This is a genomic window from Chitinophaga horti (assembly GCF_022867795.2).
Taxonomy (GTDB): Bacteria; Bacteroidota; Bacteroidia; order Chitinophagales; family Chitinophagaceae; genus Chitinophaga; species Chitinophaga horti.
In genome coordinates, this window is the sequence record NZ_CP107006.1 from 4,634,477 (window position 1) to 4,647,116 (window position 12,640).

Here is a 12,640-nt window from a genome sequence, read left to right on the forward strand (position 1 = left end):
CCTTTGGAGCGCTTTGTCACCAGTTCCGGCTGTATTCGCCACTATCTGCCAGTTCAGAACAGGAAGTGGCAGTTGAAGGGAGTGGCAACGGCGACTAAACAGGATTACCGGAAGCTGGTAAAAAAATTGCTAACTTAGCGCCAGTAATGAAACCGACGCTCATATTATACATCGCCATCGGCGCCTTCTTTTTGCCCGCCTGTGCCACTCAGACACAAGCCGAGCTGATTGAGGCAACCTGTATGCGCGTTCTGGAAAGTATCGAGCGGGGCGACTTTGAAACGTTCCGGCGCCTGCAGGGGCAGGGCGAAAAGGGGGCCTTCGATCAGTTTGTTACTTATTACCGGCAGCATCACCTCCATAAAAGCAAGCTGGTGCTGCGTAAAAGCCATAAGGACGGCGAACTGGTGCAACTGCACTTCCTGCCCGGAAGTGACGCCGGCATCAGTAATGCCAGCCTTCCTACCGGTATTGCCACCCCATCGACGGCCAACGTCAGCCGATGCGACGCCGCGCTTGAACAGTCGGGGCATCACCGGGATCACCCCACCCGCGCCGGCCCTTCCACGCTGCTCGCCTAGCCGCATTTTTGACAGTGCGCACCGCGTACCGCCCGGCTTTTAAGCGTGAATCTACGCTCCCATCCGAGGCCTATGCCATCATGGCATTACACACTATCCGCGCACAATATTTGACTGAAAGTAAGAATGCGGAGAAATGCTGTATATTGGCGCTTCGGCAAAAAGTAAAATAATATTTGATTCATACGTAACTAATCATCAAACATGTTAGGTTTTTTAACAAAGCTTTTCGGAGGACATAAGTCTGATCGCGACATCAAGACCATCCTTCCCTTAGTGAAACAGGTAAACGAGGAATACGAGAAGCTGAGAACCCTGCCTATCGACGACCTTAGACACAAAACCACCGAGTTTCGGGAAAGAATAAAAGCGCACCTGGCTGGTATCGACGAACAAATCGCCGGTAAAAAATCTGCGGCAGACGAACTGGAAGACGTTTCCCAGAAAGACGCCATTTATCGCGAGATCGACGCCCTCACCAAAGACCGCGACAAACAAATCGAAGAAGTATTGGAATCACTGCTGCCCGAAGCTTTCGCTACGGTGAAGGCAGCTGCTTACCAACTCACCAATAATACAGATATCGTTACCACGGCTACTGACCTCGACCGTCAGCTGGCAGTAAGACGCGATTACATCACCATCAACGGTGATAAAGCCACCTGGAAAAACAGCTGGATGGCAGCCGGTACACAGGTTACCTGGAACATGGTACACTACGATGTACAGCTGATCGGTGGTACGGTACTGCATACGGGTAAAATTGCGGAAATGGCTACGGGTGAAGGTAAAACCCTCGTATCTACGCTGCCCGCTTACCTCAACGCATTATCAGGCGAAGGTGTACACATCGTTACGGTGAACGACTACCTCGCCCGTCGTGACTCTGAGTGGAACGGTCCGTTGTTCGAGTTCCTCGGTATTACGGTGGATTGTATCGACAAACACCAGCCTAACAGCCCGGAACGCCGCAATGCGTACCTGGCCGATATCGTTTATGGTACCAACAACGAATTTGGCTTCGACTACCTGCGCGATAACATGGTGCACAGTCCCGAAGAAATGGTACAGCGTAAACACCACTACGCCATGGTGGATGAGGTGGATAGCGTATTGATCGACGATGCGCGTACGCCACTCATCATCTCCGGCCCCATCCCCCGCGGCGACGAGCAGGAGTTCCATGCATTGAAACCCCGCATCCAGGCACTGGTAGAAGCGCAGAAACGCGTCACCATCCAGTCCCTGAACGAAGCGAAAAAACTGATCGCAGAAGGTAAGGACGATCCTAAATCCGGGGGTCTGGCCCTGATGCGTGCATGGCGCGGTTTACCCAAAAACAGTGCGCTCATCAAATACCTGAGCGAACCCGGTATCAAAGTATTACAACAGAAAGCAGAAAACTATTATATCGCCGACCACCAGCGCGAAATGCCGAAGGTGGATCAGGAACTGTACTTCTACATCGACGAGAAAAATAACAGCGTAGACCTTACCGAAAAAGGTATCGCGCTGATCACACAAGGCGGCGAAGACCCACACTTCTTCGTACTGCCGGATGTTGGCGCACAGCTGGCGGAAATCGAGAACACCGATCTGCCTGCGGAAGAAAAACTGCAACGTAAAGATGTATTGCTGAAAGACTTCGCGATGAAGTCCGAACGCATCCACTCCATCCAGCAGCTGCTGAAAGCATACACCCTGTTCGATAAGGACGTGGAGTATGTGGTAATGGACGGTAAAGTAAAGATCGTAGACGAACAGACAGGTCGTATCCTCGACGGCCGCCGTTACTCCGACGGCTTGCACCAGGCGATCGAGGCGAAAGAGAACGTGAAAGTGGAAGCGGCTACGCAAACCTTCGCTACCATCACTTTGCAGAACTACTTCCGTATGTACCACAAGCTGGCCGGTATGACCGGTACGGCAACCACGGAAGCCGGTGAGTTCTGGCAGATCTATAAGTTGGATGTGGTAACCATCCCCACCAACCTGCCTATCACCCGTAAGGATAACGAAGACCTGGTTTACAAAACCAAACGTGATAAATACAATGCGGTAATCGAAGAAGTAAAGCAACTGCAGGCTGCAGGCCGACCGGTACTGGTAGGTACTACCTCCGTAGAGGTATCCGAACTGCTGGGTAAGATGCTCACTTTCCAGAAGATCCCGCACAATGTACTGAACGCGAAACAGCACGCCCGTGAGGCCCAGATCGTGGCCGAAGCAGGTTTGCCCGGCGCGGTGACCATCGCCACCAACATGGCGGGTCGTGGTACGGACATTAAACTCGGACCCGGCGTTAAAGAAGCGGGCGGTTTGGCCATCATTGGTACAGAACGTCATGAAAGCCGCCGTGTTGACCGCCAGCTGCGTGGTCGTGCAGGCCGCCAGGGCGACCCCGGTACTTCCCAGTTCTTTGTATCCCTCGAAGATGACCTGATGCGTATGTTCGGCTCCGACCGTATTGCTTCGCTGATGGACCGTATGGGTTATAAAGAAGGAGAAGTGATCCAGCACAGCATGATCACCCGTTCGATCGAAAGAGCGCAAAAGAAAGTGGAAGAGAACAACTTCGGCATCCGTAAACGCCTGCTGGAGTATGACGACGTAATGAACAAGCAGCGAACCGTGATCTACTCCAAACGTAACCACGCCCTGTTTGGCGACCGCCTGGCCATCGACATCGACAACGCCTTCTACGACGTAGCGCTCAACATGGTCACCACCCATCGTGAAAGCGGCGACTTCGAAGCGTTTAAGCTGGATGCGATCATGGTATTCGCGGTAGACACTTCTATCTCCCAGGAAGAATTTACAAAAGACCCTGTGAATAATATCGCTGAGAAACTGTACGGCGAAGCTATTCACAACTATAACCGTAAAGGCCAGGAAATTGCGCAGAACATGATGCCGGTAATCAGGCAGCTGCATGCGGAAAGAGGCCATATGATCGAAAACATTTCTGTTCCATTCACAGATGGCCGCAAAGGCATTAACGTACTGGCAGGACTGAAAAAGATCGTGGATACGGAAGGTAAAGAAACCATCAACGCGCTGGAACGCAGCATTACCCTGGCCCTCATCGACGAGGCCTGGAAAGAGCACCTGCGTGCGATGGACGACCTGAAACAGTCTGTACAGAACGCCGTGTTCGAGCAGAAAGATCCTTTGCTGATCTACAAGTTCGAAGCCTTCAACCTGTTTAAACAGATGGATGGTGAAACCAGCCGCGAGATCGTAAGCTTCCTGTGTAAAGCGGGCATTCCGTTACAGGCAGAAGAAGATCCGGAGCAAATTCGTGAAGGCCATGAAGAAAAGACCGACATGAGTAAGATGCGCGCCAGCCACCAGGAGTTTGAAGAGCAGCAGCAACGTGCAGCAATCGCACAGCAGCAGCAACAGCAGCAGGAGTACGTTTCCCAGGAAGAAGACCTGCGCCCGGACCCGGTACGTGTAGGCCCCAAAGTAGGCCGTAACGATCCTTGTCCCTGTGGTAGCGGCAAGAAGTTTAAACAGTGCCATGGTAAAGACCTTTAATGTTGATAATGAACATTAATTCGTATATCGACCACACCGTGTTAAAACCGGTGACCACGCTGGACGACGTTAAGAAACTATGTATGGAAGCGGTAGAATACAGCTTTGCGGCTGTATGTATACCGCCTCCATTCGTAAAAATAGCCGCCGACATGCTCGGCAGCACCCATATCAAAGTAGCGACCGTTACCGGCTTCCCCTTCGGTTATTCGGCCCTGGAAGCCAAAGTGGCGGAAACCGTGCTTGCCATCGTGGATGGCGCTCATGAAATTGATATGGTCGCGAACCTGCTGGCCATCCGCAATGGCGACTGGGCTTATCTCGAAAAAGAGATCGGTACCATTCTGCCGCTGGTGCGCAGTAAGGGAAAAGTGCTGAAAGTGATCATCGAAAGTGGCATATTATTGGAGGAAGAGATCACGAAATGCTGCGAAATTTACGGCCGTTACGGGGTTGACTTTGTGAAAACCTCCACCGGTTACGCCGAAAAGGGCGCTACCATCGAGGCCGTAAAACTGATGCGGGCGAACCTGCCGGCCAATGTGAAAATAAAGGCCAGCGGCGGGATCAAAACCTTTGAATTTGCCAAAGCACTGATCGAGGCCGGTGCAAGCCGTTTAGGTTGCAGCGCCAGCATTGACATTGTGAAGCAGGCAAATGCCATCTGAAACTGAAAAACATGTATAAATTACTATCCCTCGCTGCCCTCCTTCTCTTTTCGGCAGCAGGCCTTAAAGCACAGGACAATACAGTAGCCGACAATACCGGCTCCGTAAAAGTGGTAAAAGATAGCCGTATAGATATACTGGTAAGAAAACAGGTGTACATCAATACCCTCGCTATCCGCAACCAGCCCGGCTTTCGTGTACAGGTGATGACCACCAACAAACGTAACGAGGCGAATGATGCCAAGGCCCGGGTAATGCAGCTGTTCCCCGACCACCGCACTTACATCGACTACCAGGCCCCTTATTTTAAGGTGCGCATTGGCGATTTCAGAAGCCGCGAGGAAGCGACGGAGCTGCGCAACAAGTTAACGAACCAGTTTGCAGGCGGCGTTTTTGTGGTGCCTACCACCATTAATGTTTCGCCTGATAAAGAGTTTATCAATGAAGACTAGAATTAAGGCCCTCGCTGCGGAATACGCCGGCGACCTTATAGCCGTAAGGCAACACTTACACGCTCACCCGGAGCTGTCTTTCCAGGAATATGAAACCTCCGCTTTTATCCAGCGCAAGCTGGACGAATTTGGCGTAAAGTACCAGCCAGGCGTGGCGGGTACAGGCATTGTGGCATTGATAGAGGGTAAAAATCCCACTAAGAAAGTAATTGCCCTCCGGGCGGATATGGATGCGTTGCCGATCATAGAGGCCAACGACGTTCCCTATAAATCGAAGCACGAAGGCGTGATGCATGCCTGCGGGCACGATGTGCATACCTCCGTGGTACTGGGTGCGGCCCGCATCTTACAACAGGTAAGCGATGAATTTGAAGGCACGGTGAAAATCCTGTTCCAGCCGGGTGAAGAAAAACACCCCGGCGGCGCCAGCCTGATGATCAAAGACGGTGCGCTGGAAAATCCAAAACCCGACGCAATCCTGGGCTTACACGTACACCCGAATATGGAAGCCGGCAAACTTGGCTTCCGGGGTGGTAAATACATGGCCAGCGCCGACGAGATCTACATCACCATCAAAGGCAAAGGCGGCCACGCGGCGGCCCCACACCTGACGGTCGATACGATCCTGATCGCCTCGCACCTAGTGGTGAGCCTGCAACAGATCATCAGCCGTAACAACAATCCCTTCTCCCCTTCTGTATTGTCTATCTGCGCCTTTAACGGCGGGCATACGACCAACGTGATACCCAGCGAAGTGAAGCTGATGGGCACCTTTCGTGCGATGGACGAAGTATGGCGCTTCAAGGCCCACGAACTCATTTACCGCCAGGCACGCGAACTGGTACATTCCATGGGTGCGGAAATAGATATCGACATCCTGGTGGGCTACCCCGTGGTAGATAACAACGAAGAGGTAACTGCACGGGCACGCGCCTTCGCAGAAGATTATATCGGTAAAGACCAGGTAGAAACGACGGAACTGAGAATGGGTGCGGAAGACTTCGCGTTCTATTCCCAGGTGATACCCGCCTGCTTCTTCCGTTTAGGTACGGCTAACACCGCTGCCGGCATTACGTCCGGTGTGCATACGCCTACCTTTAACGTGGATGAACGTGCGATCGAGATCGGCATGGGCACCATGGCTTACCTGGCAACACAGTTTTAAGCTTATTTAAGAAGATACGTTTCGGAGCCGGGCCATGTGCCCGGCTTTGTTATTTCAGGACCGTAAGGCATGAAAAAACCGGCTATGAGAACAGAGCCGGTTATTGTGATGATCTATATTATTGCTTTACATACTTCTAATTCGTGCGGGGTTTCTTTTTGCTGAGCGCCTGGTCCAGCATGTTGTTGTTATCGCGCAACAACTCGGAATACCTTGGAGCATTATTGTCAAGAATGATGCCATTCTCATCAATAAGAAGGTAGTGTGGGATGCCTGCAATGCCATAGGTAGTGACCACCGGCGTACGTACGCCATCGGGTGCAAAGAGGTTCACCCCGTCCAGCTTATATTTGGCTAATGTTTCTTTCCATTTGTCGGGTTTGGCGTCGATACAAATCGTCAGAAAAACGACCGGTTTTTCTTTATACCGTTCATGTATTTTAACTGCCGACGACTCGATGTCTGCGATACAAGGCCCACAGTATACACCCCAGAAATCAACATATACCAGTTTGCCTTTAAAGTCGGACAGGCTTACCGCCTTGCCCTTATCGTCCTTTAGGGTAAACACCGGTGCTTTGGCACCTGGTTTCAGTTTGAGCATCTTCGTACGGAAGGCGACCAGTGAGTCGCGGTAAGCAGGTACCAGCGCTTCTTTCAAAAATTGCTGATACACCACATCTACCTTATCGAACGGCTCGTGCATGTAGGCCCCCATGAGAATTTTGGTTACCGCCCAGTCGCGGATGCTCAAAACATCGAAAGCCGCCATGGCATTGTGATAATTGCGGGCGATAGGGTTAAAAGGGATAAAGCCGGGGGATTTATATCGATCGTCATTGTACGCGCCGCCGTTCTTCATGGCATACTCGAAACGGATGTAGTTATCGAGGAAGCCGCGGTACTCACTGCTATGCATCAACGCATATTCGTCCGGGAACTGGTAGGCATCCGGGCGCAGGATGTAGCGGACCAGCTGTTCGTTTGCGAGTAGCTCCGGGCTGGCCTCCAGCCGGAACTTTTGCAGGGATGCGCGGCTTTTCAAAGGTTCCAGGTATTGGTAGTATTTATCTACAAAGAACTTTTTCGAATTGCGGGTGAGCGGCGCGGCGGCGATGATCTTTAGATCTTTGTTATACTGCGCGTTGATAACGGCTGCCGCCGCCGAGTCCCGCACATCATTTTTATACAAACCTTGTATGGCGTCCCGATAGGCATACAGTGAATTATTTAACTGCTGCATTAGGTCAATTTCCTGCTGGCGGTAAGGTCGGTTGGCCTTTAAAACCATGGAAGCGTTGATGCGGGTATCGTCCCAGGTAAGCGTGAGCGTATCGCCCGGTTCCACAAAGGTGCGGAACATGCTATCGTCAAGGATGAAGGCAAAGTCCTGTATTTCGTGGAGCGGGTAGGTAACGGAGAAGTTGCCTTTGCCATCTACCGGTATGCCTTTTATAGAAAAGTCGAACATACCGGAGAGGCCAGCTTCGAAGAAGTCGGACTTAAAGTTGGTAGCATGGCCTTTTAACACGAATTGTTTCGGTGCCTGTTGGGCATAGGTCGGGAGTGTCAGGGCGAGTAACGCTCCCAACAGCAGTCGTTGGATGTTCATATGTAGCGTGTATTATTGCGTGATCGTAGCGAGGTGTTTGTTTACGAAAGATGCGCTGCCGGTGAAAACAGTCGTCGAAGAGCTGTCGAGCTGACCGGCCTGCAGGTGCCCTGCATATTTTTCGAACAGGTGCAACTGGCAACCTGGTCCCATGCTGTAAAAGAGGTGAGCCGGACCAGCGTGATAATCAGGCAGAGTGACTTTCACGTTTCGTTCCATATCAATTTTCATTGCCCTGTTACCCTGGAATACGCTGATGTCTACCGTCGCATCGCGGGCGGCTAATACCGATGTATCTGCTAAACTGAAATTGGTGATGCTGTAATTATAGTTGTACAGCTTCATACCGGATATGTCCGGGGATACGATGCGTAGTGAGTAGTAACCTCCGCCCGGAAGCACCTTCCTGCCATCGAAACGCACGAACAACGTATCATTTACCTGGTGAAAAGATGTTTCCTTTTGCAGGTATTCATTTATCTCGATCGCGTGCATCTCCCCTAACTCAATTCGTACCGGCAGCATTTCATTCTGCGGCAGAAAATAGCTGTAGCGCGTGCTATCCGTATCGGTCAGTTTCCCGTTTACGACAATGTAGTGAAAAGGTTTTAGCCGGGTTACGTTCACCTGCTCTGTAACAAGGGCTACATAACCGGGCGACCTGTCGCCATTGCCTTTAGCGAAGGCCTCGGCCAGTAGTACATTATATAAAATGAAGCCGGCAGGCACCATGGCGCAAAAGATGACCAGCAGTATATTACTTTTTTTCATGGTGATCGTTATTGTTGCTGTTTAGCTGCCCGGTAAGCATCGTAACGGCCTTTCAGCTCGTCCAGCTCAATACCCAGCAGGTACATTTTGTGAAAAAAGGAGGGTAATTCTTCCTCAAGAAATTGTTGGCGGCGATCGCCTGCCAGTTTTTGCAGCGCATCCGGACTGATATAATAACCGAGGCCGCGCCGCGTATAGATAATACCTTGCTGCTGCAGGTGTTCGTAGGAGCGCATCACCGTATTGGGATTCACTTCCAGCCGCACCGCCAGCTCGCGCACCGAAGGCACTTTTTCTTCGGTTTTCAGCTCGCCCAGTTGTACCTGGTCACAGATGTAATCAGCGATCTGGAGATATATTGCCTGTGATTGATTGAATTGCATAGTAATGGGTTAGAGGTACTACAATTGCTGGTCCTTCAGCTTTAGCCATACTATGTAAAGCAGGAATATAGCGGTAAGCAGCACATAGCCGTTAAACAGCCAATTGCCCGCCGGGGAAAGATTTACCGCATAATGCCAGGGCATCACCACGCCATTGCCATGTTTTATATCGACCATAAAACTGGCCGCGCCTAACGGATCTGCACTTTGTAAACGCGTGCCAACTATGGGACCTGGATAAAACTGGGCCAGGTTATCTACTTTGGCCGTACGATTGCCGATAATAGCACTGAACGTCGACGTACTGATGGCAGAAACAACGATGGCCAGTACGATCATGACGCAGGCAGCTACCATAAAGGAGAACCGGCGCAGCATTAACGAACATAACAGTACAAAGGCCTGCGATAACCAATATAGAACGGTGAAGAATACAATCGTTTTAAACGTGGCCACCTCCAGCCTGGATATGCGGAAAGAAAATTTCACTTCGATCAGATGCGCTGCGTAAAGGTTGCTGCAGAACATCACAAAAAACAGCACCGGGAAAATCAACATGTTGTATGTTACCGCCACCAACAATTTTTCTTTGGCAGAAGCCGGCAACATCAATCCAAAAATACCTTCGGAACGATGCCTGTAGTTATTCAGCAGCGAACTGGAAAACATACTTCCGGTAAGCAGCACGCCCAGTATGCTGATGATCGACACTACGCCGCTGCCCAGGCCACGGTCGGCCGTGAATACAGCGAGCAACAGCATGGAAAACTGCAACAGGAAAATGACCAGCACAGCGAACAGATAGAAGCGCCGGTTTTCGATCCATTGCTTTTTGAGTAGTAATACGTAACGGGCAAAAGAAGATGACATAAGTGATACGCGTTAGTGATTAAACAATGCCAGCATCTGCTGCTTTTCTGACATGAGGCCGTTAAAGAACATTTCCATATCGATACTCGAAGGCACGCTCGTGTTGTTGGGCGTTATCGTGATGTACCCTTTTAAAGACCCTTCGTGGTAGATGGGTTTTACATCGCCGGTGAGCGTCATTTGCTGGCTGAACAGCAGCCGTTCCGAGATCTCGTCTACGGAGGCGTTGAACAGGATGCGATGCTCGTCCAGCACGATGATATGATCGATAAGGTTATCCAGGTCTTTTACCTGGTGCGTGCTCATGATCATCAGCTGATCGTCCTGCAAAGTACCGGCGATCACCTTACGGAACTGGCGTTTGGACGGGATGTCGAGACCATTCGTGGGTTCGTCGAGCAACAGGAGCTTTACGCGGGTGGCCAGTGCAAAACTGATCATTACCTTTTTGGCCTGGCCGAAGCTAAGGCTGGAAAGATGCGCATCCGCGGGCACCTCAAACTGTTCGAGGTACTGGTAAAACGCCTGCTTGTCAAACGCTGGATAAAAGGCGGCATCTACGGCAATGAGCTGGTCCACGGTAATGTTTGGCACCTGGAAAGTTTCCGGCAGGATGAACACCTGTTGCAGGAAAGCGGGCTTACGTTCGCCGGGCTTAAAACCCAGTACTTGCACCTCGCCAGCCTTGGGGAACAGTAGTCCGCACAAAGCATGCATCAGGCTACTTTTGCCGGCGCCATTACGACCTAACAGGCCATAAATGCGCCCGGGGGCGAGTTGGAGGGTAACGTCCTCCAGGACGGGGTTGCCTTTACGATAGTAAAAACTGAGGCGGTTAAGGGAAATCATTTGCTTAGTGGTTTGATTGACTGTACTAGTTAACTAGTACACCACAAAAGTACAGTGTTTTTTGAATTGTCCAAATGTTTTGGGAGAAAAGCGCGAAAAAAGTGGAAGTGTGCGACGCAACGGCGGCTGAGGAGGGTGGAGGGAGGTGGTTACATAAGCATTAATCAGTGGTACCCATTGAAACAGGTGGGAGACGGAGCGCCACGGGCCTGTGCGTACACTTGAACAGGCAAGGAATGCAGGTGATGTATACACCGAACAAATGAGAAGAAGCGCCGGGGCGAATAGCAGATGGGCTATTGGATACAGGCTCATATACAAAACAAAAAGCCGGCTTCCTGCGAAACCGGCTTCTTAACGACATACAGCAATAGCTTACAATTCGGGGTACAGCGGGAACTGTTTCATGAACTCGTTCACTTCGCCGCGTACTTTCGTGATGTTGGTTTCGTTGTCGGCATCTACCAGCAGGCGGTCGATCCACTCAACGATGTTGCCCATGTGATCTTCTTTCAGGCCGCGGGTAGTGATGGCAGGCACACCTACACGGATACCGGAGGTAACGAAAGGAGATTTATCATCGAAAGGCACCATGTTCTTGTTTACGGTAATGTCAGCTTTCACCAATACCTGTTCAGCTTTTTTACCGGAGATATCTTTATTACGCAGGTCGATGAGGATCAGGTGGTTATCGGTACCGCCGGACACCATCTGGTAACCTTTGTTCAGGAACGCTTTAGCGAAAGCCTGGGAGTTACGGATCATCTGTTTTGCGTAGGCATCATACTCGTCGGTGAGGATCTCGAAGAAAGACACGGCTTTGGCAGCGATTACGTGCTCGAGCGGACCGCCCTGGATACCAGGGAATACGGCAGTGTCGATCAAAGAGCTCATCATGCGGGTTTCACCCTTTGGCGTTTTAAGGCCGAACGGATTTTCGAAATCTTTACCGAGCATGATCATACCACCACGTGGACCGCGGAGGGTTTTATGGGTAGTCGTGGTAACGAAATGGCAATGTGCGAACGGAGAGTTGAGCAACCCTTTGGCGATGAGACCTGCAGGGTGCGCGATGTCGGCCATTACGAAAGCACCGATTTTGTCGGCTATTTCGCGGATGCGTTTGTAATCCCAGTCGCGGCTATAGGCAGATGCACCGCAAATGATCAGCTTCGGCTTTTCGGCCAGGGCAACCTTTTCCATTACATCATACTCTACGAGGCCGGTTTCTTTATTTACGCCGTAAAACAGCGGCTGGTACAGTTTACCGGAGAAGTTTACGGAAGAACCGTGCGTAAGGTGACCACCCATGCTGAGGTCGAGGCCCAGGATTTTATCGCCGGGCTGGAGGATGGCGAGTAATACAGCTGCATTGGCCTGTGCGCCGGAGTGAGGCTGTACGTTTACATACTCTACCCCGAAGATTTGCTTAGCCCTGTCGATGGCCAGCTGCTCGCTGAGGTCCACCACTTCACAACCGCCATAGTAGCGGCGACCAGGATATCCTTCGGCGTACTTGTTGGTCATCACGTTACCCATGGCCTGCATTACCTGGAGGCTGGTAAAGTTTTCAGAAGCGATCAGTTCTATGCCATGACGCTGTCTTTCCAGTTCCTGGCCGATGATATCGAATATTTGCTGGTCTCTTTGCATGCTGTAAAATTTGCCGCAAAATTAACAGTTATTTATATGAAATGCTAATGAAAGCAGTAATTCGTCATTTTGTAGTAATTTGGGCGCAATTCGGAC

The 12,640-nt window shown here is 51.0% G+C and carries 11 protein-coding genes; 5 read left to right on the top strand and 6 right to left on the bottom strand.

The annotated features are described in order from the left end of the window. Window positions 1-146: 146 nt before the first annotated feature. The 5 genes from MKQ68_RS18585 (at window position 147) to MKQ68_RS18605 (ending at window position 6,406) form a co-directional block, all read left to right on the top strand. Window positions 147-581 carry a hypothetical protein gene (locus MKQ68_RS18585; protein WP_264280422.1) on the top strand — a complete coding sequence of 145 codons (435 nt, stop codon included), beginning with the start codon at window positions 147-149 and terminating at the stop codon, window positions 579-581. 204 nt (window positions 582-785) lie between these two features. Continuing rightward, window positions 786-4,121 (top strand): preprotein translocase subunit SecA, encoded by a 3,336-nt coding sequence (gene secA, locus MKQ68_RS18590; RefSeq protein ID WP_264280423.1) that lies wholly within the window; start codon window positions 786-788, stop codon window positions 4,119-4,121. An 8-nt stretch (window positions 4,122-4,129) separates the two neighbouring features. Continuing rightward, the gene (gene deoC, locus MKQ68_RS18595; protein ID WP_244842341.1) at window positions 4,130-4,789 is read left to right on the top strand and encodes a deoxyribose-phosphate aldolase; all 660 of its coding nucleotides are present in this window, start codon (window positions 4,130-4,132) and stop codon (window positions 4,787-4,789) included. An 11-nt stretch (window positions 4,790-4,800) separates the two neighbouring features. After that, complete coding sequence (locus MKQ68_RS18600; RefSeq protein ID WP_264280424.1) at window positions 4,801-5,241, top strand: SPOR domain-containing protein; 441 nt, start codon at window positions 4,801-4,803, stop codon at window positions 5,239-5,241. Continuing rightward, a complete protein-coding gene (locus MKQ68_RS18605) occupies window positions 5,231-6,406 on the top strand; it encodes a M20 metallopeptidase family protein (protein ID WP_264280425.1) in 1,176 nt (391 codons plus the stop codon). The genes MKQ68_RS18600 and MKQ68_RS18605 overlap by 11 nt, the downstream gene beginning before the upstream one ends. A 136-nt stretch (window positions 6,407-6,542) precedes the next feature. Here MKQ68_RS18605 and MKQ68_RS18610 read toward each other — a convergent pair whose 3' ends face one another. The 6 genes from MKQ68_RS18610 to glyA all read right to left on the bottom strand — a co-directional run bounded on the left by MKQ68_RS18610 (window position 6,543) and on the right by glyA (window position 12,544). Then, a complete protein-coding gene (locus MKQ68_RS18610; RefSeq protein WP_244842344.1) occupies window positions 6,543-8,018 on the bottom strand; it encodes a TlpA family protein disulfide reductase in 1,476 nt (491 codons plus the stop codon). 12 nt (window positions 8,019-8,030) lie between these two features. Continuing rightward, window positions 8,031-8,789 (bottom strand): hypothetical protein, encoded by a 759-nt coding sequence (locus MKQ68_RS18615; RefSeq protein WP_264280426.1) that lies wholly within the window; start codon window positions 8,787-8,789, stop codon window positions 8,031-8,033. A gap of 8 nt (window positions 8,790-8,797) precedes the next feature. Beyond that, window positions 8,798-9,172, bottom strand: a complete 375-nt coding sequence (locus MKQ68_RS18620; RefSeq protein ID WP_264280427.1) for a GntR family transcriptional regulator — start codon at window positions 9,170-9,172, stop codon at window positions 8,798-8,800. Between the two features lie 18 nt (window positions 9,173-9,190). After that, window positions 9,191-10,042 carry a hypothetical protein gene (locus tag MKQ68_RS18625; protein ID WP_264280428.1) on the bottom strand — a complete coding sequence of 284 codons (852 nt, stop codon included), beginning with the start codon at window positions 10,040-10,042 and terminating at the stop codon, window positions 9,191-9,193. A gap of 12 nt (window positions 10,043-10,054) precedes the next feature. After that, window positions 10,055-10,891 (bottom strand): ABC transporter ATP-binding protein, encoded by an 837-nt coding sequence (locus MKQ68_RS18630; protein WP_264280429.1) that lies wholly within the window; start codon window positions 10,889-10,891, stop codon window positions 10,055-10,057. A gap of 375 nt (window positions 10,892-11,266) precedes the next feature. Then, entirely contained in the window at window positions 11,267-12,544 is a 1,278-nt protein-coding gene (glyA, locus tag MKQ68_RS18635) for a serine hydroxymethyltransferase (RefSeq protein ID WP_264280430.1), read from the bottom strand. Window positions 12,545-12,640 lie beyond the last annotated feature (96 nt).

What these genes read in the sequence shown, in the direction of transcription:
- MKQ68_RS18585 (WP_264280422.1), top strand. Translation starts at nt 147, where the DNA reads ATGAAACCGACGCTCATATTATACATCGCCATCGGCGCCTTCTTTTTG.
- secA (WP_264280423.1), top strand. Translation starts at nt 786, where the DNA reads ATGTTAGGTTTTTTAACAAAGCTTTTCGGAGGACATAAGTCTGATCGC.
- deoC (WP_244842341.1), top strand. Translation starts at nt 4,130, where the DNA reads ATGAACATTAATTCGTATATCGACCACACCGTGTTAAAACCGGTGACC.
- MKQ68_RS18600 (WP_264280424.1), top strand. Translation starts at nt 4,801, where the DNA reads ATGTATAAATTACTATCCCTCGCTGCCCTCCTTCTCTTTTCGGCAGCA.
- MKQ68_RS18605 (WP_264280425.1), top strand. Translation starts at nt 5,231, where the DNA reads ATGAAGACTAGAATTAAGGCCCTCGCTGCGGAATACGCCGGCGACCTT.
- MKQ68_RS18610 (WP_244842344.1), bottom strand. Translation starts at nt 8,018, where the DNA reads ATGAACATCCAACGACTGCTGTTGGGAGCGTTACTCGCCCTGACACTC.
- MKQ68_RS18615 (WP_264280426.1), bottom strand. Translation starts at nt 8,789, where the DNA reads ATGAAAAAAAGTAATATACTGCTGGTCATCTTTTGCGCCATGGTGCCT.
- MKQ68_RS18620 (WP_264280427.1), bottom strand. Translation starts at nt 9,172, where the DNA reads ATGCAATTCAATCAATCACAGGCAATATATCTCCAGATCGCTGATTAC.
- MKQ68_RS18625 (WP_264280428.1), bottom strand. Translation starts at nt 10,042, where the DNA reads ATGTCATCTTCTTTTGCCCGTTACGTATTACTACTCAAAAAGCAATGG.
- MKQ68_RS18630 (WP_264280429.1), bottom strand. Translation starts at nt 10,891, where the DNA reads ATGATTTCCCTTAACCGCCTCAGTTTTTACTATCGTAAAGGCAACCCC.
- glyA (WP_264280430.1), bottom strand. Translation starts at nt 12,544, where the DNA reads ATGCAAAGAGACCAGCAAATATTCGATATCATCGGCCAGGAACTGGAA.